Here is a 19138-nt window from a genome sequence, read left to right as displayed (position 1 = left end):
TGCGTTTTTTATTTTTCACTTAAAAACCGCAGAACGCCTTGCTTCCCAAGCCCTTCAGCCCCGCCGCATTTCGCTGCAGCGCTGAAGAGGTGCGCATTATAGACACCGCTCACATAACGTCAACCCTCAAAACCAACTTTATTCGTCCGGGCCATAGAAGCCGGGTCCGCCTGCAAAGTTCTCGAAGCGGGTGTACTGGCCAAGGAAGGTCATGCGCACGGTTCCGGTCGGGCCGTTACGGTGCTTACCAATGATCAGTTCTGCCGTGCCTTTGTCGGGAGAGTCGGGGTTATAGACCTCGTCCCGGTATATGAACATGATGATATCGGCGTCCTGCTCGATAGCGCCCGACTCGCGAAGGTCGGACATCACCGGGCGTTTGTTGGGACGCTGCTCCAGGCTTCGGTTCAACTGCGAGAGCGCGATGATAGGCACATGCAGCTCTTTGGCCAGCGACTTCACCGAGCGGGAGATTTCCGACAGTTCCGCCGCCCGGTTGTCGCTGTCCTTGCTGCCGGTCATCAGTTGCAGATAGTCGATGACGATCAGGCCCAGCCGTCCGCACTGCCGTGCCAAGCGTCTCGCCCGGGCGCGCAAGTCGATCGGATTCAAGCCCGGCGTTTCATCAATGAACAGCGGCGCGTCGTAAAGCTTCCCCATCGCCACCGTCAGGCGCTGCCAGTCATCGTCGGTCAGGCGACCGCTCTTGATCTTCTGCATGTCGATACGGCCGACCGAGGATATGAAACGGGTGGCCAACTGGGTTCCCGGCATTTCCATCGAGAAGATGGCCACCGGCAAACGCGCCTCTACGGCAACGTGTTCGGCCACGTTCAGCGCGAACGTGGTCTTGCCCATTGCCGGACGGCCGGCGACGATCAGCATGTCTGACGGCTGCAAACCCGCCGTCTTGGAGTCCAGATCCGTAAAGCCAGAGGGAATACCGGTGATCTCCGACGGGCTGTCGCGGTCATAGAGCTCCTGCACCCGATCCACCACCTGCTTCAGGATGGGCTGGATGGACATGAATCCAGTGGTGTGGCGTGCGCCCGCCTCGGCAATTTCGAAGACCTTGGCCTCCGCTTCATCCAGCAACGCTTTGGCATCCTTGCCGGATGGGCTGAGTGCGCTGGACGCAATCTCGTCCCCCACCGCAACAAGCTTGCGCAGGATGGCCCGCTCGCGAACGATTTCCGCATAGCGCCGGATGTTCGCCGCAGACGGCGTGTTGTTGGCGATTTCGGCCAGATAGGCCAGACCACCCGCCTGCTCCGCCTCGCCGCTCTTCTCCAGCGACTCGAACACGGTTACCACATCGGCAGGCTTGCCGAGGTCGATCAGCTTGGATATCTGCTTGAAGATGCGTCGATGATCGTCACGGTAAAAGTCCGCCTCGCTCGCGAGGTCGGCGATCCGCTCCCAGGCCTGGTTGTCGAGCAGGATGCCGCCGATCAGCGACTGCTCCGCCTCCAGCGAATGCGGCGGCAGCTTGATGGATGCCAGCTGGGGATCGGAATCGGAGAACTTATCGGAGAACTTGCGGGAGCTTGCCATCGGTGCAGCCTGCTGGAGGAATTGCGGAGATTGTAAAAACAAAAAAGGGGCTGCCGCAGCAGCCCCTTCTTTCACTGGCCTGACGGCCTGCGGTATTACTGCTGGTCGCCCAGCACCGACACGATCACGGTGACGATCACGTCGGAGTGCAGCGCAACTTCCAGCTGGGCGTCGCCCATCTGCTTCAGCGGGCCGTCGGGCATGCGGATCGAGGAGCGCTCGATCTCGAAGCCTTGGGCGGCCAGCGCTTCGGCCACATCGGCATTGGTCACGGAGCCGAACAGACGGCCGTCCATGCCAGCCTTGCGGGTGATCTGCACCATCAGGCCTTCCAGCTTGCCGGCCAGTTCCTGAGCGGAAGCCAGCTTGTCGGCTTGCAGGCGCTCGAGCTCGACGCGGCGGGCTTCGAACTCGGCCAGGTTGCTTTCAGTGGCGCGCTTGGCCTTGCCCTGGGGGATCAGGTAGTTACGGGCGTAGCCGTCCTTGACCTTGACCACGTCGCCCAGGCTGCCGAGATTCACGACCTTTTCGAGAAGAATGATCTGCATGTCTGGTTCCTCTTACTGGTGCAGGTCGGTGTAAGGCATCAGGGCGAGGAAGCGGGCGCGCTTCACGGCCACGGACAGCTGGCGCTGGTAGCCAGCCTTGGTGCCGGTGATGCGCGCCGGCATGATCTTGGCGTTCTCGGTGATGAAGTCCTTCAGCACGTCGACATCCTTGTAGTCGACTTCTTCGACCTTCTCCGCGGTGAAGCGGCAGAACTTGCGACGCTTGAACAGACCGCGGCCACCGCGGTCATCCTTCTTCTTGAACTTGGACTTGGGCTTGAAAGCCATTTCAGTTTCCTTCCAGAAATTCGATCTTGTTCAGGTGCAGCACCGGAGTCCGGCTACGCATGCTTTTTGCGGCAAGAAATCCGGTAACGGCTACACGCATGCCTGGGGCCGCGTTTGCGAGGAGACCGGCCAGATCGCCGATCGCCACCGCCTGCAATTCCACAGAGGCATCGCGGAGCAAGCCCGCTTCCATCTGCTTCGATTCATGTACCAGCACGCAATTGGCGACCGGTATTCCTGCAGGCGTCCGACGCAACGGCAGCAACTCGGCCAGCCGCGCATCGAGGCGCAATTCATTCAGCCCCGACTCACTCACCTCAGGCGGACGGCGCCTCGGCAGCGTCGGCCGGCTTGTCCTCGGCGGAAGCCGGGGTCAGGGAACGGGCCTTCTCTTCCTTCATCATCGGCGACGGGGTGGTGACGGCCTTCTTCATCTTGATGATGAGGTGGCGCAGCACGGCGTCGTTGAACTTGAAGGCGTGCTCGAGCTCGGCCAGCGTTTCGCCGTCGGTTTCGATGTTCATGAGCACGTAGTGAGCCTTGTGCACCTTCTGGATCGGGTAGGCCAGCTGACGGCGGCCCCAGTCTTCCAGGCGGTGGATCTGTCCATTGCGGGCGGTGACGATCGACTTGTAACGATCGATCATCGCCGGGACCTGTTCCGACTGGTCCGGATGGACGATGAACACGATTTCGTAATGTCGCATGCAAACTCCTTGCGGTTATTGAGAAACAGCCCCCCGGCATGCGAGACCGGTGGAGCAAGGGAAGCCGGCGATAGTAGCAAGAAATGCTGAAGAATCAAAGCCGCCCCACCCAAACCGGGGCTTGCCACTCTCACTTTAGGCAAATGCGCGCTTACATACTGCGGGGCGTCGCAGCCAGACGCGTGGCTAACATCGGCTCAGCGGTTCCAAAGCCGCGCAACGTAGCGAGACCGACATGGATACCACCACACGCACCTTCTTCACCGCCCTGCTCTGCTCCGGGCTCCTGATAGGCGCCGCCGCCGAGGCCGAGGCCCATGGCGACGACCGGCGCAAGGGCGGCCGCGGCTGGGATAAGCACCACCACCATCACGGCCACCCGCCGGTGGTGCGGGAACGCATCATCGTGCGCGAGCGGCCCTATTACGAAGAGCGCATCGTGCATCGCCACTACCACCGCGCGCCGCCGAGCTATCCGGCCTACCACGGCTATGCGAGGCCGCCGGCAGTGGTCATCGGCATCGATCTACCGCCGCTGGTACTGCCCTTGCGCTGAGCGCACACGCGGCCGCCAGCGCTTCGATCAGCGCGGGCGGCTCTCCCAGATTTTCTGCAGACGCTTGACGGACACTGGCATCGGCGTCTTCAGCTCCTGGGCGTAAAGCCCCACCCGCAGCTCCTCCAGGAGCCAGCGGAAATCCTCCACCTGCGGGTCGGTGACGCCAGCCCGGCGCTTGGCCAACAGTTCGCGTTCCCACACCTGCGCCAGACCTCGCCACTCGGCCATGGCCTGCGAGTCGCGGGCCGGATTGTTGCGGAACTTGTCCAGGCGCACGCCGGCGGCCTTCAGGTAGCGGGGGAAATTGGCCAGCCGCTCCCAGGGGAAGGCGACGAGGAAGTCCTTGGGCATCAGCGCCGCCAGCTGCGCCTGCATGTCGGCCGCCAACTCTGGCGCGGCGCGCAGGCCGGCGAGCCGCTTCTGCAGCGCGGCGTGCTCCACTACCAGTTGCCCCGCCAGGCGCACGAACTCCTGGGCGATCAGCGTGATGCGCGGCTTGGATTCGGCGCAGCGGCGCTCGAAGGATGCCGCGTCCGTCGGCAGCGGATCGAGCAGGCAGGTGCGCGCCAGCGTGGCATCCACCAGCCTCGCCTTCAGGTCCGCCTCGGTACCGAAAGCCATGTACTGCAGCGCCAGTTCGCGCAGCCCCGGCAGGCGCTCGATGGCACGCACCTGATCCTTCAGCGCCAGCCGGAACAGCCTGCCCAGGCCGCCGCGATGCACCCGCGCCGCCTCTTCCGGTGTGTCGTAGGGGCGTAGCGAAACGCTTTCGCCGTCATCATGCAGCGCCGGGAAGCCGATCACGTCCCGCCCGGCGACCTTGATCTCCAGCAGCTCCGGCAGCGAACCGAAGCTCCAGGCGGTGAAGCCAGAGAGCGCACCCGCACCACCCTGGCCGGACGGACGCGCCGCGGCAGCAGTTTTGCCGGCAAGCGCCGGCACGACGGCCACCTCGGGCTGCTCCGCCGGTACTTCGATGCGCGCCGCGCGAAAGCCCGCCGCCACCTGCTCGCGGTGGCGTGCCCGCAGCTCTGCCAGATTGCGCGACTGGCCCAGCACCCGGCCGTGCTCGTCGATCACGCGGAAATTCATGAAGCAGTGCGGGTTCAGGTTCTCGCTGCGGAAGCTCTCCAGCGGCAGCTTCAGCTGAACCCTGTCTTCAACGAAGCGCTGCAGCATGCGCAGCAGCGGTTCGTCGGTATCGAACTCCTCCGCCTCGAAAGCAGCCATGAAGGCGGCAGCGCTTTCGCCTATCGGCTGCAGCCGGTGGCGATGCTTCTGCGGCACCGTCTTCATCAGCGCCGCCACCTTTTCCTCCAGCAGGCCGGGCACCAGCCACTCGCAGCGGTTGGCGGGAATCTGGTTGAGCATGGCCAGCGGCACGGCGAGGGTCACGCCGTCGTCCGCGTCGCCGGGCTGGTGCAGGTAGCTCAGCTTCAGCTTCTGGCCCAGCACCGTCATCTGCGCCGGGAAACGCTCGGTGGTGATGCCTTCGGCTTCGTGCCGCATCAGCTGTTCGCGGGAAAGGTGGAGCAGCTTGGGCTCAGCCTTCTCGGCGGGCTTGCGCCAGCTCTCGAAGCTCGCCAGATCGACGATGTCGGCTGGCAGCTTGGCATCGTAGAAAGCTTCGATCAGCGCTTCGTCCACCAGCACGTCTGGGCGGCGGGACTTGTGCTCCAGCCGCTCGATCTCCGCCACCAGCTTGCGGTTGTGGGCGAGGAAGGCCATGCCGCGCGCCGGGCCGTCGGCGATCTCGCCGGCCACCAGCCCTTCACGGATCAGCAGCTCGCGGCACAGCGCGGCGTCGATGTCGCGGTAAGCCACGCCGCGGCGGGCGTACAGCACCAGGCCGTGCAGGGTGCCGCGCTCCCAGGCGCGCACGCTGCCGGCAGCCTTGGACCAGTGCGGCTCGAACACATGGCGCTTGAGCAGATGGCCGCCGACCTCTTCCAGCCATTCCGGCTCGATGCGGGCGATGCAGCGGCCAAACAGGCGGGAGGTATCCACCAGCTCGGCGCAGACGATCCACTTGCCCGCCTTCTTCGCCAGCGCGGAACCGGGATGCGGCCAGAACTTGATGCCGCGGGCGCCGAGGTAGCTGCCGGCCTGCGGGCCGCTGGCATCCTCTATCTTGCAGCCGACGTGGCCGAGCAGGCCGGTGAGCAGCGCCTTGTGGATGTTCTCGTAGTTGGCCGCCAGCTCGTTTTCCTTCCAGCCGTGCTCGGCGCACAGGGCGTGGAGCTGGCCATGCACATCGCGCCATTCGCGCATGCGCAGATAGGAAAGGTAGTGCTTGCGACACCACTGCTTCTGCTGGTTGCCGGTTTCATGCTTCAGCACTTCCTCCCAGGCTTTCCACAGATGCAGGTACCAGAGGAACTCGGAGCGCTGATCCTGCTCGCCGCCGCGGAACCTGGCGTGCGCCTGGTCGGCGGCGCCCGGGTTTTCCTGCGGCCGTTCGCGCGGGTCCTGCACCGACAGCGCGGCGGCGATCACCAGCAGCTCGCGCAGGCAGCCGCGGTCGCGGGCAGCGAGGATCATGCGGCCTATCTTCGGGTCCAGCGGCAGCTTGGCGAGTTCGACGCCTACTGGCGTCAGCTCGCGCGCCTCGTCGTCGGTGACCGCCCCCAGCTCGGTCAGCAGCTGGTAGCCATCGCCGATCAGGCGCGGGCCGGGCGGGTCGATGAAGGGGAAGTCCTCCACCGCACCCAGCTTCAGCGACTTCATCCGCAGGATCACGCCGGCCAGCGAGGAGCGCAGGATTTCCGGATCGGTGTGCGGCTGGCGGCGGTTGAAGTCGTCCTCGGCGTAGAGGCGGAAGCAGACGCCGTCCATGACCCGGCCGCAGCGGCCCGCGCGCTGGCGGGCGGCGGACTGGGCCACCTTCTCCACCTGCAGCTGCTCGACCTTGTTGCGCGGCGAGTAGCGCTTGACCCGCGCCAGGCCGGTATCCACCACGTAGCGGATGCCGGGCACCGTCAGCGAGGTTTCGGCAACGTTGGTGGCCAGCACCACCCGCCGGCCCTTTCCGGGCGAGAACACCCGCGCCTGCTCCTGCGCCGACTGGCGGGCGAACAGGGTGAGGATCTCGGTGCCCGGCAGATGCGGCGCCTTGCGCAGCGCCTCGGCCGCCTCGCGAATCTCGCGCTCGCCAGGCAGGAACACCAGCACGTCACCCGGGCCGCTGCGCTGGGCTTCGTCCACCGCGTCCACCAACGCATCGTAGAGGTCGCGCCCCTTGCCGGCCTTGGTCTCGCGGCCGTCCTTGCGCGCCGGCTGCGGCGCCTCTTCGTCCTCCACCGGGCGGTAGCGCATCTCGATGGGGTAGAGGCGGCCCGAGACTTCGATCACCGGCGCCGGCTTGCCGTCGCGGTCGGCGAAGTGGCGGGCGAAACGGTCGGCATCCAGCGTCGCCGAGGTGACGATCACCTTGAGGTCAGGCCGGCGCGGCAGCAAGGTGCGCAGGTAGCCGAGCAGGAAGTCGATGTTGAGGCTGCGCTCGTGCGCCTCGTCGATGATCAGGGTGTCATAGGCGGCAAGCAGCGGGTCGGTCTGGGTCTCGGCGAGCAGGATGCCGTCGGTCATCAGCTTGATGTTGCTGTCGGCCGACAGGCGATCGGTGAAGCGGATCTTGTAACCCACCGTGCGGCCCAGCTCGCTGTTCAGTTCCTGCGCGATGCGGCTGGCGGTGGCGCGCGCCGCCAGCCGGCGCGGCTGGGTGTGGCCGATGAGGCCGGCGGCGCCGCGTCCCAGACCCAGGCAGATCTTGGGCAACTGGGTGGTCTTGCCGGAGCCGGTTTCGCCGCAGACGATGATGACCTGGTGGCGCTGCAGCGCCTCGGCGATCTCCTCGCGGCGGCCGGAAACCGGCAGCTCGGCCGGAAAGCTGGGCACCGGCAGCGCAGCCACGCGCCGCGCCAGCGCCTCGCGGGAACGCGCCGCCAGCGCGGCGAAGTCCGCCTCCAGCCTGCCGCGGCGTTCCCCCTTGGCGTGGCGCAGGTCGCGCCGCAAGCGCCGCAGCCGCGGGCGGTCCGCGCTCAGGCAGTCGGCGAAGGTATCGGAAAAAGACTCGGCGGCCCTGGGCGGGCCGCCGATGCCGGATTGCTGCTCCATCATTCCACTCTCGACCACGCGCCCAGGGCGGCGATCCTCTCGTTCATGTCCTGCCCCGCAGGGCGCGAAACCACCGTCTTCCGGCGGCGCGGGCGCCATTATCCCAGCGGGCGGGCCGCAGGGACACCCGGGGGCCCGACCTTACATATATGGACGGCAGCGGCAAAGCCAAGGCAGCATCGCCCCATGTCCGCCCCCGCTCCGCCTTTCCCGCCGGCGTCCGCCATCGCGCCGCCCCAGCCCTGCCCGCTGTGCGGCCAGGCCGAAGCGCCGTTCTGGCTGCACGAAACCCGTCGCGGCCAGCCGGCACGGGACTACCACCGCTGCCCGGACTGCGCGCTGATCTTCGTGCCGCCACGCTTCCATCTCGACCGCGCCGCCGAAAAGTCGGAGTACGACCGCCACCGCAACGACCCCGCCGACGAAGGCTATCGCCGCTTCCTGGCGCGGCTGGTGGAGGCGCTGCGGCCTCATCTCCCCGCCGGCGCCAGCGGCCTGGACTACGGCTGCGGACCGGGACCGGTGCTGAGCGGGCTGTTCGCTGCCGCCGGCCACGCCTGCGCCGACTACGATCCCCTCTACCGCAATCAGCCCGCCTTGCTCAGCCGCAGGTACGACTTCATCGCCAGCACCGAAGTGTTCGAGCACTTCTCCGCCCCCGCGACCGAAATCCAGCGCCTGCTGTCCTTGCTGAGGCCCGGTGGCTGGCTGGCGGTCATGACCCGCCGCAGCGACGGGCTCGCAGCCCAGGCTGAGATGGAAGCCGCCTTCGCCCGCTGGCATTACTCCCGCGACCCCACCCACATCGCCTTCTACGCCGACCGCAGCTTCGCCTGGATCGCCCGGCACTGGGGGCTGGCGCTCCAGCTCGCCGGGCAGGACATCGCCCTGCTGCACCTGCCCGCCACGGGGCTGTGCGCCCAAGCCGGCGGATGAGAGAATCGCGCCTCCGCCCTCGCCGCCCCGCCCCTTCCATCATGAGCGCCACCTCCGCCCTGCCGATTGCCGCCATCGTCTATAACCCTGAGATCGACGTGGATGCCCTGATGGCGGAAGCCGCCCGCCAGCTCTCCGCCCGCGGCGTACGCATCGGCGGCGTGGTGCAGCACGAAGTGCCCGGGCTGCCAGGCGACCCCTGCGGCATGGCGCTGGAAGACCTGGAGAGCGGCGAACGCTTCGCCCTGTCGCAGGAGTTGGGCAGCGGCTCCGAAGCCTGCCGGCTGGACACCGCCGCCCTCGCCCAGGCCGGCGCAGTACTGCGCGGCGCGATGGAGCGCGGGGTGGATCTGCTGATCGTGAACAAGTTCGGCGGCCAGGAAGTGTTCGGCGCCGGCCTGCGCGCCGAGATCGGCCTCGCCGCCAGCAACGGCGTGCCGCTGCTCACCGCCGTCGGCGAGCGCTTCCTCGACGACTGGCGCGCCTTCACCGGCAACGCCGGCCAGCTGCTGCCCGCCAAGCTGGAGGCGGTGCTGGCCTGGTGGGCAGGGCTGCCGCCGCGTGGCTGAGGGCGCCAGCGCCTGCCGCCAGGCCTGCGCCGCCTGCTGCATCGCACCGTCCATTTCGACACCGATACCGGGCATGCCGCAGGGCAAGCCGGCCGGGGTGCCCTGCGTGCAGCTGGACGAGGCCTTGCGCTGCCGGCTGTTCGGCGATCCCCGCCGGCCGGCGGTCTGCGGCAGCCTGCCGCCCTCGCCGGAGATGTGCGGCGAGGACCGCCAGGCGGCCATGGCCTGGCTAGGCGACCTGGAACGACTTACAAAACCGCAACAAATTAGCGTGCTGCGGCGCAACAGTTAGCCCCCGTATAATCGCCGCTCCTTCGACTTCCGGGCCCGATCGCATGGATGTTCAGCTGCTTCTCACCGCACTCCTCCTCGGCATCGTCGAGGGCCTGACCGAATTCCTTCCCATCTCCTCCACCGGCCACCTCATCATCGTCGGCGACCTGCTCGGCTACAACGACGAAGCCAGCACCGTGTTCAAGATCGTCATCCAGTTCGCCGCCATCCTCGCGGTGTGCTGGGAGTACCGCGAGCGCCTGATCAAGGTGGCGGTGGGCCTGCCGCGGGAACGCGAGGCGCAACGCTTCGTCGGCCTGCTCTTCCTCGGCTTCCTGCCGGCGGCGGTGCTGGGGCTGATGTTCCATTCAGTGATCAAGACGGTGCTGTTCAACCCGCTGACGGTGGCCACCGCGCTGGTGGTCGGCGGCCTGATCATCCTGTACGTGGAAAAGCGCGCCTACCGGCCGCGCATCAACACGGTGGAAGAAATGGGCTGGGCCGACGCGGTGAAAATCGGCTTCGCCCAGGCGCTGGCGATGATCCCCGGCACCTCGCGCTCCGGCTCCACCATCATGGGCGGGCTGATCTTTGGCCTGTCGCGCAAGACGGCGGCGGAGTTCTCCTTCTTCCTCGCCATCCCGACCATGTTCGCCGCCACGGTGTACGACCTGTACAAGAACTGGGGCCTGCTGCACGCCCAGGACCTGCCGGTGTTCGCCATCGGCTTCGTCGCCTCCTTCCTGTCGGCGATGGTGGCGGTCAAGACCTTCATCCGCTTCATCTCCAACCACACTTTCATCGGCTTTGCCTGGTACCGCATCGTGTTCGGACTGATCGTGCTGGCGAGTTGGCAGTTCGGCCTGGTGGACTGGAGCGAACCCAGCTTCTGAGCCCGGTCCCCGCCGCCGGCCGAGGCCGGGCGGCGGCGGGCTCTCAGGCGCACGAAGGCAGACCGGGCGGCGTTTGCGGCTAAACTCGCCGCTTCCGCATCCGCCCGGCCCGACCATGATCATCTACCTGCACGGTTTCCGCTCCGCCCCCGCCTCCCTCAAGGCCCAGGCGCTGGCGCGGCACATGCAGGCGCGCGGCCTGGGCGGCAAGCTCTGGTGCGAGCAGCTGCCGGTGTCGCCAGCGGCCGCGGTGGCCTTGATCGAGTCGGCCGTCGCAGCCAGCACCACGCCGCCCACTCTGGTCGGCAGCTCCTTGGGCGGCTTCTACGCCACCGTGCTGGCGGAGCGCCACCGGCTGCGTGCCGCGGTGGTGAATCCGGCGGTGGTCGCGCCGCTGTCGCTCGAACCCTACCTGGGCCCGCAGACCAACCTCTACACCGGCGAGAGCTTCGTCTTCACTCACGGTCACATCGACGAATTGCGCGCACTGCAGGTGGCCGCCATCAGCCAGCCGGAACGCTACTGGCTGCTGGCCGAGACCGGCGACGAGGTGCTCGACTACCGCCATGCGGTGGATTACTACGCCGGCGCCCGCCAGACCATCCTGGCCGGCGGCGATCACGGCTTCTCGCGCTGGGGCGACTACCTGGACGACATCGTCGCCTTCGCCGGCCTGGCATGAAACCGCAGGAAACGCCCAGCCTGATGAGCCAGATGGATACGCAGCGCTACAAGGCGCAGGAACGTGCCGGCTTCAACCGCATCGCCGCTGCCTATGCCGACGGCGCCCCGCTGCGCGCCCGGCTGGCGGATGCCCTGGTGGACGCCGCCGGGCTCGCCCCCGGCCAGCAGGTGCTGGATCTCGCCAGCGGCCCGGCGCTGCTCGCCGCCGCCGCGGCGCGGCGCGTCGCACCCGGCGGCCTGGTGCTGGCCACCGACATCGCCGAAGGCATGATGGCCGAAGGCCGCCGCCGCATTGCCGGCTCCGCCCGCCCGGCGTTCGCCGTTGCCGATGCGGAGCAGCTCGGCCTCGCCGACGGCCGCTTCGACCGCGTGCTCGCCGGCCTGGCGCTGTTCTTATTCCCGCAGCCGGACAAGGCGCTGAAGGAAGTGCGCCGGGTGCTGCGCCCGGGCGGCCGCTTCGTGCTGTCGGTGTGGGGCGCGCGTGACCGGGTGCCGCTGATCGGCTGCGCGCTGGACGGCATCGCCCGTGGCCTGCCGCCGCCCAAGGTAGCGCGCCCCTCGGTCTGCCGCTACGGCGAGCTTGGCGCGCTGGAAGCCACGCTGAGCCAGGCCGGCTTCGACGACATCCGCCTCCAGCCCTGCGAATTCGACTGCCGCTTCGATGACGCCGACGCCTACTGGCAGGCCTTCCTCGGCCTCGCCGGCGGCGCCGCCGAAGCCTTGTCGCGGGTGCCGGCGGAAGGGCTGGCCAAGGTGCGCGCCGCCACCGCCGACGCCCTGGAAACCTACCGGGACGCGGACGGCGGCTATCGCCTCTCCACCCTCACCCTGATCGCCAGCGCCCGCCGCCCCGCCTGAGCCATGAATACGGACGCCGCCCGTCGCCAGGGCGTACTCGCGGCACTGGGCGCCTTCGTCATCTGGGGCCTGGCGCCGCTGTACTTCCGCGCGGTGGACAGCGTGCCGCCGTTCGAGATCGTCGCCCACCGCATCCTGTGGTCGGTCGCGCTGCTGGCCGCCCTCCTCGCGCTGCTGCCGCGCAGTGGCGGTTTCGCTGGCCTGCGGGCCATCCGCCGCCAGCCCCGCCTGCTCGGCCTGCTCGCCCTCACCAGCCTGCTCACCAGCGGCAACTGGCTGCTTTTCGTCTGGGCGATCAACGCTCACCGGCTGGTGGAAGCCATCCTCGGCTACTTCATGACGCCGCTGGTGAACATCCTGTTCGGCCGCCTTTTCCTCGGCGAGCGCATGCGGCCGGCGCAGCAGCTGGCGGTGGCGCTGGCCTGCGCCGGCGTCGCCTGGCAGATCTGGCAGCTGGGCCGCGCACCGTGGATCGCGCTCTTCCTCGCCGCCACCTTCGGCACTTACGGTCTGCTGCGCAAACGTGCGCCGGTGGACGCCATCGGTGGCCTGTTCGTGGAAACGGTGATCGCCGCGCCGGTGGCCGCCGCCTACATCGGCTGGCTGGCGGCGCAGGGCCTGCTCGCCTGGGGCGGTGAGCTGCAGGCAACGCTGCTGCTGCCCTTCTCCTGCGTGATCACCGCCGTGCCGCTGATGCTGTTCGCCATCGGCGCCCGCCGGCTGCCGCTGTCCACCCTCGGCTTCCTGCAGTACCTGGCACCCACGCTGGGCTTCCTCATCGCCATCTTCGTCTTCCGCGAGCCGCTGGACAGCGACCGGCTGGTGAGCTTCGTGCTGATCTGGATCGCCCTCGTGATTTACTCGGCCGACATGATGCGCCGCACCCGCAGCCCGGCCTGAGCGAATTCGCGGCCGGCGCGGGCGCAGGCCGGCGAATCCAGTAAACTACCCGGCTTGCTCATTCCCTGGCGGTCGCCGATGTACGTGCTGTTCGAAGAGGATGGGGCCTTCAAGGCCGGCACCATCCTCGCTGATAACGATGCCTCCCTGCAGGTCGAAACCACCCACGGCAAGCGGGTGAAGCTCAAGCGCGCCCATGTGCTGCTGAGCTTCCGCGAACCCTCGCCGACCGACCTGCTCAGCCGGGCGGAAGCAGCAGCCGAACAGCTGGACATCGAGTTCCTGTGGGAAGTCTGCGGCGACGAGGAATTCGGCTTCGCCGAGTTCGCCGCCGAATACCAGGGCCACCCGCCGACTTCGGTGGAGGCCGCCGCCATCCTGCTGCGCCTGCACGCCTCGCCCATCTGGTTCCACCGCAAGGGCAAGGGCCGCTTCCGCAAGGCGCCCACCGAGATCCTTCAGGCGGCGCTGGCCGGGCTGGAGAAGAAGCGCCAGCAGGCCGCCGCCATCGAGCACATGCGCGCCGAACTGGTGGAAGGCCGCATGCCGCCGGAGCTGGCCGCACTGCTGCCGCAGGCCCTCTACCGGCCGGACCGCAACCGGCTGGAGATCAAGGCGCTGGAAGCCGCCTGCGTGGATACCGGGCTCACCGTGCCGCGCCTGCTGCTGAAGTGCGGCGCGCTGGAATCCAGCCACGACTTCCACTTCAACCGCTTCCTGTTCGAGCATTTCCCCGAGGGCCTCGCCTTCCCCGCCTTCGACGCCCCCACGGCTCCCGCCGGGCTGCCGCGCGCCGAGGTGGCCGCCTTCTCCATCGACGACGCCACCACCACCGAGATCGACGATGCCTTCTCGGTCACCCCGCGCCCTGGTGGCGGCTGGCGCGTCGGCATCCACATCGCCGCGCCGGCGCTGGGCTTCGAGCGTGGCTCCGCGCTGGATGGCATTGCCCGCCGGCGGCTGTCCACCGTTTACATGCCCGGCAACAAGATCACCATGCTGCCGGACGAGGTCGTCACCGCCTTCACCCTGGCCGAAGGCCGCGACTGCCCGGCGGTGTCGCTCTACCTGGACGTGAATGCCGACCTCTCCGTCTCCAGCCAGGAAAGCCGGGTGGAGATGGTGCCCATCGTCGCCAACCTGCGCCACCACGACCTCGAGCCGGTATTCAACGACAGCACCTTGGTGAATGGCGGCCCGGAATTCCCCTGGCAGCGCGAGCTCACCGTGCTGTGGGATCTGGCCACCGTGCTGGAGGCCGGCCGCGGCAAGCCGGCCACCAACCAGACCCAGGTGGACTACAGCTTCTACGTGGACTGGAACACCCAGACCGGCGACGGCCCCGGCTACATCAGCATCGGCGAGCGCCTGCGCGGCTCGCCCATCGACAAGCTGGTGGCCGAGCTGATGATCCTGGCCAACACCACCTGGGGCAAGCTGCTCGACCAGGCCGGCGTGCCCGGCCTCTACCGCGCCCAGGGCGGCGGCAAGGTGCGCATGACCACCGTGGCCGCGCCGCACGAAGGCCTGGGCGTGGATTGCTACGCCTGGTCCAGCTCGCCGCTGCGGCGTTACGTGGACCTGGTGAACCAGTGGCAGATCATCGCCGTGCTCACCGGTGGCACGCCTGCCTTCGCGCCCAAGTCCGCCGACCTGATGGCCGCGCTGCGCGACTTCGAACTCACCTACGCCGCCTATGCCGACTTCCAGCGCCAGATGGAGCGCTACTGGTGCCTGCGCTGGCTGCGCCAGCATGCGCCCGAGCATGTCGAGGCCAAGGTCATACGCGACAACCTGGTGCGGCTGGAGAACGTGCCGCTGGTGTTCAAGGTCTCTTCCCTGCCGCTGCAACTGCCGGGCTCGCGCGTCAAGCTGGCGATCGAGGGCAGCGACCTGCTGGACGTGGAAGTCCAGGCGCGCTACGTCGCCACGCTGGCGGAACCCGATCCCGAGGAATATGCCGACTCCGGCTTCTGAGCCCACCGCTTCAATCGCCAAATGAGCCGCCGCCCCACCTTTCCGAAAGCCCAGCCCAAGCCGGCCGCAGCAGCTGCGGCCCCGGCCACGGCCTCCACCGGCCGGCGCTGGTGGCTGGCGCTGGCGGCGCAGCCGGTACTGCTGGCGGCCTTCGCCGCCTCGCTGCTGCTGCACGGCGGGCTGCTGATGCTGCAATTCGCCCCGCCCGAGGCCAAACCCAAGCGCGACAAGGACCGCGGCCTGGAAGTGGTGCTGGTGAACGCCCGCCACGCCCAGCGGCCGGACAAGCCGGAGGTGCTGGCCCAGGCCAACCTGGATGGCGGCGGCAATACCGATCAGGAGGTGCGCGCCAAATCCCCGCTGCCGCCGCAGAACAAGCAGCGCGACGGCGAGGCGCTGGCCGAGGCCAAGCGCAAGGTCCAGCAACTGGAACGCACCCAGCAGCAACTGCTCACCCAGGCGAAGAAGCCGGCGCCGCCGGTTGCCCCGGCACCGGTGCAGAACTCGCAGCCGGAACCGCAGCCGGTCGCCAGCGGCCTGGACTTGCTGGACAGCGCCGCCGCCGTCGCCCGCCTGGAAGCGCAGATAGACCGCAACCTCGAGGAATACGCCAAGCGCCCGCGCAAGAAGTTCATCGGCGCCCGCGCCCGCGAGTACCGCTTCGCCCAGTACGTCGAGGACTGGCGGCTGAAGATAGAGCGCATCGGCACCCTGAACTACCCGGACGCCGCCCGCGGCAAGCTCTACGGCAGCTTGCTGCTGTCGGTGACCATACGTGCCGACGGCACGGTGGACCAGGTCAGCGTGCATCGCAGCTCCGGCCACAAGGTGCTGGACGACGCCGCCGTCCGCATCGTCAAGCTGGCCGCGCCCTATGCCGAGTTTCCGCCGGACGTTAAGCGCGATACCGACATGATAGAAATCACCCGCACCTGGACCTTCACCAACACCGACCAGGTGCACGCCAACTAGGCCGCCATCGTCGGCCCCGCCATCGAGACCGCCCGCATGGACCGCTACGCCGTCGTCGGCAACCCCATCGCCCACAGCAAGTCGCCCCAGATCCATGCCGCCTTCGCCGCCCAGACCGGCCAGGCGCTGAGCTACGAGGCGCTGCTCGCGCCGCTGGACGGCTTCGCCGCCACCGTGGCCGAATTCCGCGCCGCCGGCGGCCGTGGCCTCAACATCACCGTGCCCTTCAAGCTCGAAGCCCACGCGCTGGCCGACACGCTGACGCCGCGCGCGCGCGCCGCCGGCGCGGTGAATACCCTGGCCTTCGCCGACGGCGTGCTCGGCGACAACACCGACGGCGCCGGCCTGGTGCGCGACCTCTGCCATCACCACGGCTGCAACATCGCCGGCCTGCGGGTTCTGCTGCTGGGCGCGGGCGGCGCCGCCCGCGGCGCGTTGTTGCCGCTGCTGCAGGCCGGCCCGGCCAAGCTCACCATCGCCAATCGCAGCGCCGACAAGGCGGTTGCGCTGGCGCGGGAGTTCGCCGCCGCCGGCGGTTCGCCGCTGGATGGCTGCGGCTTCCCCTCCCTTGCCGGCCGCCGCTACGACCTGGTGATCAACGCCACTGCCGCCAGCCTCTCCGCCGAGGTGCCGCCGCTGCCGCCCGGCCTGTACTCCGACGGCGCGCTCGCCTACGACATGGTCTATGGCAAGGAGGAACCCCCCTTCATGCGCGCCGCCCGCCTCGACGGCGCCACCCGCGTCGCCGATGGACTGGGCATGCTGGTGGAGCAGGCGGCCGAGAGCTTCGCGCTGTGGCGCGGCGTACAGCCGGACACCGGCCCGGTGCTCGCCGGGCTGCGCCGCGCCCTGGCTGCCGGCTGAGCCCGTGGCGCCGCGGCCGCACCCCATGATTTCCACTGCCCCGCAGCCATGAAGACGCTGATGCGCTGGCTGGGCCGCGGCCTGCTGCTGGGCGCCATCCTGCTGCTGGCCTGGCAGCTTTGGCTGTTGATCGGCGTCGCCTGGTGGAGCCAGGTCGATCCCGGCAGCACCAGCTTCATGCGGCTGCGCCTGGCCGAGATGCAGGAAAAGAACCCCAAGGCCACGCTGCGCTACCAGTGGGTGCCCTACGACAACATCTCCATCCACCTGAAGCGCGCGGTGGTGGCCGCCGAAGACGACCGCTTCGTGGACCACGACGGCTTCGACTGGGAAGGCATACAGCGGGCGATGGAGAGGAACGAGCGCCGCGGCCGCGCCGTGGCCGGCGGCTCCACCATCAGCCAGCAACTGGCGAAGAACCTATTCCTCTCGCCCTCGCGCAGCTACTTCCGCAAGGCGCAGGAAGCGGTGATCACGGTGATGATAGAAACGCTGTGGTCCAAGCGCCGCATCCTGGAGGTCTATCTCAACGTGGTCGAATGGGGCGACGGCGTGTTCGGCGCCGAGGCCGCGGCACGGCGCTACTACGGCGTCTCCGCCGCCCGCCTGGGGCCGGGCGAAGCCGCGCGGCTGGCGGTGATGCTGCCCAACCCGCGCAAGTACGAGCGCAGCTTCGGCCCGCGCCTCGCCGCCCATGCGGAACGCATCCGCGGGCGCATGGCGTATTCGCAGGTCCCCTGAGCCTGCACCTTCCCCCCGGCAGCGGCCGGCGGCTTCGCATCACAGCGCGGCGATGAACGCACGCACTGCCCGCAACAAGACGGAAAGACTGCCGCGCCAGACTGTCGGGGTCGCATGGCGGACGCCGAGTCCGTAGAATCCGCCTCTTCCGCCCTCGCTCCCCCCACCGGCCCGCCGCGCAATGACCACGGAAGAAGAACTTCACCCCGATGACGTCCAGCAGCACCTGCGCGAAGTGCAGGACCTGCTCGCCCGGCAGAAGCTGGTGGAGAGCCTGGTGCACCGCCAGGACATGCCGCGCCACGACCTCGTCGAGACGCTGGTGCACAAGCAGCATGTAGCCGGCCTGCAGGCCAAGCTGGATTCGCTGCACCCGGCGGACATCGCCTACATCCTGGAAGCCTTGCCGCGCGACGAGCGCCTGTTCGTCTGGGAGCTGGTGAAGGCTGAGCGCGACGGCGAGATCCTGCTGGAAGTCTCGGACGCGGTGCGGGAATCGCTGATCGAGACGATGGCGCCGGAGGAACTGAAGGCGGCCGCCGAGTCGCTGGACGCCGACGAGCTCGCCGACCTGGCGCCCGACCTGCCGCCGGAAGTCATCCAGGACGTTTTCCAGTCCCTCGACAGTGAAGGCCGGGAGCAGCTGCGCGCGGCCATGTCCTACCCGGAGGACTCGGTGGGCGCGCTGATGGACTTCGACATGGTCACGGTGCGCGAGGACATCACCCTGGAAGTGGTGCTGCGCTACTTGCGCCGCTTCGAGGAACTACCGGACCACACCGACAAGCTCTTCGTGGTGGACCGGGAGGACCATCTGAAGGGCATCCTGTCGCTGGAGTCCCTGCTCATCAACGACCCGGAGACAGACGTCGCCGAGGTGATGCGCAAGGAGGCCATCATCAGCTTCGAGCCGGAGGACGACGCCGACGACGCCGCCCAGGCCTTCGAGCGCTACGACCTCGTCTCGGCGCCGGTGGTGGACCGCGAGAAGCGGGTGATCGGCCGCCTCACCGTGGCCGACGTGGTGGACTTCATCCGCGAAGAATCCGAGGCCGAGATCCTGAGCCACGCCGGTCTGCGCGAGGAGGAAGATATCTTCGCCTCGGTGTGGGACTCGGTGAAGAACCGCTGGGCGTGGCTGGCGGTGAATCTGGTCACCGCCTTCGTCGCCTCCCGCGTCATCGGCCTGTTCGAAGGCTCCATCGAGAAGCTGGTAGCGCTGGCCGCGCTGATGCCCATCGTCGCCGGCATAGGCGGCAACTCCGGCAACCAGACCATCACCATGATCGTCCGCGCCATCGCCATGGGGCAGGTGGAGGAAAGCGCGATGAAGCGGCTGCTGAAGAAGGAAATCAGCGTCGCGCTGATCAACGGCGTGGTGTGGGGCGGGCTGCTGGGCGTGCTAGCCTGGTGGCTGTACCACAGCATCTCGCTGGGCGCGGTGATGACCGCGGCGATGACGCTCAACCTGCTGCTGGCCGCCACCGCCGGCGTGGTCATTCCGATGCTGCGCCAGCGCCTGGGTGCCGATCCGGCGGTCGGCAGCTCGGTGCTGATCACCGCCATCACCGACTCCGGCGGCTTCTTCATCTTCCTCGGGCTGGCGACGCTGTTCCTGCTGTAAATCCCGCCGCGGGCGGCCGCAGACCGCCGCCGCTGCGCGGCCCGACGCGTCGCTGCCGGCAGCGCGGGATCAACCGCC

Annotated in this window: 19 protein-coding genes; 13 read left to right on the top strand and 6 right to left on the bottom strand. The window is 68.4% G+C overall.

Going from position 1 to position 19138, the window contains the following annotated elements; translation table 11 throughout:
- Positions 1–138: 138 nt before the first annotated feature.
- The 5 genes from dnaB to rpsF all read right to left on the bottom strand — a co-directional run bounded on the left by dnaB (position 139) and on the right by rpsF (position 3097).
- The gene (gene dnaB / locus GRF61_RS13075; protein ID WP_169151087.1) at positions 139–1554 is read right to left on the bottom strand and encodes a replicative DNA helicase; all 1416 of its coding nucleotides are present in this window, start codon (positions 1552–1554) and stop codon (positions 139–141) included.
- A 95-nt stretch (positions 1555–1649) separates the two neighbouring features.
- Complete coding sequence (rplI, locus tag GRF61_RS13070) at positions 1650–2102, bottom strand: 50S ribosomal protein L9 (protein ID WP_169151086.1); 453 nt, start codon at positions 2100–2102, stop codon at positions 1650–1652.
- 12 nt (positions 2103–2114) lie between these two features.
- Positions 2115–2390 carry a 30S ribosomal protein S18 gene (rpsR, locus tag GRF61_RS13065; protein WP_133590273.1) on the bottom strand — a complete coding sequence of 92 codons (276 nt, stop codon included), beginning with the start codon at positions 2388–2390 and terminating at the stop codon, positions 2115–2117.
- Between the two features lies 1 nt (position 2391).
- Complete coding sequence (gene priB, locus GRF61_RS13060) at positions 2392–2706, bottom strand: primosomal replication protein N (protein ID WP_169151085.1); 315 nt, start codon at positions 2704–2706, stop codon at positions 2392–2394.
- Between the two features lies 1 nt (position 2707).
- A complete protein-coding gene (gene rpsF, locus GRF61_RS13055; RefSeq protein WP_133590269.1) occupies positions 2708–3097 on the bottom strand; it encodes a 30S ribosomal protein S6 in 390 nt (129 codons plus the stop codon).
- A gap of 235 nt (positions 3098–3332) precedes the next feature.
- Here rpsF and GRF61_RS13050 point away from each other — a divergent pair, with 235 nt between their 5' ends.
- Complete coding sequence (locus GRF61_RS13050; protein WP_169151084.1) at positions 3333–3653, top strand: hypothetical protein; 321 nt, start codon at positions 3333–3335, stop codon at positions 3651–3653.
- A 27-nt stretch (positions 3654–3680) separates the two neighbouring features.
- Here the strand turns inward: GRF61_RS13050 and hrpA are convergent, their stop codons facing one another.
- Positions 3681–7769, bottom strand: a complete 4089-nt coding sequence (hrpA, locus tag GRF61_RS13045) for an ATP-dependent RNA helicase HrpA (RefSeq protein ID WP_169151088.1) — start codon at positions 7767–7769, stop codon at positions 3681–3683.
- A gap of 186 nt (positions 7770–7955) precedes the next feature.
- Here hrpA and GRF61_RS13040 point away from each other — a divergent pair, with 186 nt between their 5' ends.
- From GRF61_RS13040 to mgtE, 12 genes are all read left to right on the top strand, one after another.
- On the top strand, positions 7956–8705 hold the full coding sequence (locus GRF61_RS13040; protein WP_169151083.1) for a methyltransferase domain-containing protein: 750 nt from the start codon (positions 7956–7958) through the stop codon (positions 8703–8705).
- A 41-nt stretch (positions 8706–8746) separates the two neighbouring features.
- Entirely contained in the window at positions 8747–9274 is a 528-nt protein-coding gene (locus GRF61_RS13035; RefSeq protein ID WP_169151082.1) for a DUF2478 domain-containing protein, read from the top strand.
- Positions 9267–9566: a YkgJ family cysteine cluster protein gene (locus tag GRF61_RS13030; RefSeq protein ID WP_169151081.1), complete on the top strand. Its 300-nt coding sequence runs from the start codon at positions 9267–9269 to the stop codon at positions 9564–9566. Before GRF61_RS13035 ends, GRF61_RS13030 begins: the two co-directional genes overlap by 8 nt.
- Before the next feature lie 43 nt (positions 9567–9609).
- Positions 9610–10440: an undecaprenyl-diphosphate phosphatase gene (locus GRF61_RS13025; RefSeq protein WP_169151080.1), complete on the top strand. Its 831-nt coding sequence runs from the start codon at positions 9610–9612 to the stop codon at positions 10438–10440.
- 115 nt (positions 10441–10555) lie between these two features.
- Positions 10556–11122: a YqiA/YcfP family alpha/beta fold hydrolase gene (locus GRF61_RS13020; protein ID WP_169151079.1), complete on the top strand. Its 567-nt coding sequence runs from the start codon at positions 10556–10558 to the stop codon at positions 11120–11122.
- 23 nt (positions 11123–11145) lie between these two features.
- Complete coding sequence (locus GRF61_RS24580; RefSeq protein WP_211165934.1) at positions 11146–11982, top strand: methyltransferase domain-containing protein; 837 nt, start codon at positions 11146–11148, stop codon at positions 11980–11982.
- Positions 11983–11985: 3 nt separating this feature from the next.
- Positions 11986–12882: an EamA family transporter RarD gene (rarD, locus tag GRF61_RS24575; RefSeq protein ID WP_211165933.1), complete on the top strand. Its 897-nt coding sequence runs from the start codon at positions 11986–11988 to the stop codon at positions 12880–12882.
- Between the two features lie 78 nt (positions 12883–12960).
- Positions 12961–14859: an RNB domain-containing ribonuclease gene (locus GRF61_RS13010; RefSeq protein ID WP_169151078.1), complete on the top strand. Its 1899-nt coding sequence runs from the start codon at positions 12961–12963 to the stop codon at positions 14857–14859.
- Positions 14860–14880: 21 nt separating this feature from the next.
- A complete protein-coding gene (locus GRF61_RS13005; RefSeq protein ID WP_169151077.1) occupies positions 14881–15831 on the top strand; it encodes an energy transducer TonB in 951 nt (316 codons plus the stop codon).
- Between the two features lie 36 nt (positions 15832–15867).
- Positions 15868–16695: a shikimate dehydrogenase gene (aroE, locus tag GRF61_RS13000; protein ID WP_169151076.1), complete on the top strand. Its 828-nt coding sequence runs from the start codon at positions 15868–15870 to the stop codon at positions 16693–16695.
- A 48-nt stretch (positions 16696–16743) separates the two neighbouring features.
- Positions 16744–17436, top strand: coding sequence for a monofunctional biosynthetic peptidoglycan transglycosylase (mtgA, locus tag GRF61_RS12995; protein ID WP_169151075.1), 693 nt, complete (start codon positions 16744–16746; stop codon positions 17434–17436).
- A gap of 181 nt (positions 17437–17617) precedes the next feature.
- Positions 17618–19060: a magnesium transporter gene (gene mgtE / locus GRF61_RS12990; protein WP_169151074.1), complete on the top strand. Its 1443-nt coding sequence runs from the start codon at positions 17618–17620 to the stop codon at positions 19058–19060.
- The last annotated feature ends 78 nt before the right edge of the window (positions 19061–19138 follow it).

It is taken from the genome of Azoarcus sp. TTM-91 (assembly GCF_012911025.1).
In the GTDB taxonomy this organism is placed as follows: domain Bacteria; phylum Pseudomonadota; class Gammaproteobacteria; order Burkholderiales; family Rhodocyclaceae; genus Azoarcus.
Note: the sequence above shows the minus strand (reverse complement) of the source record. Positions and strands in the feature narration are given on the sequence as shown.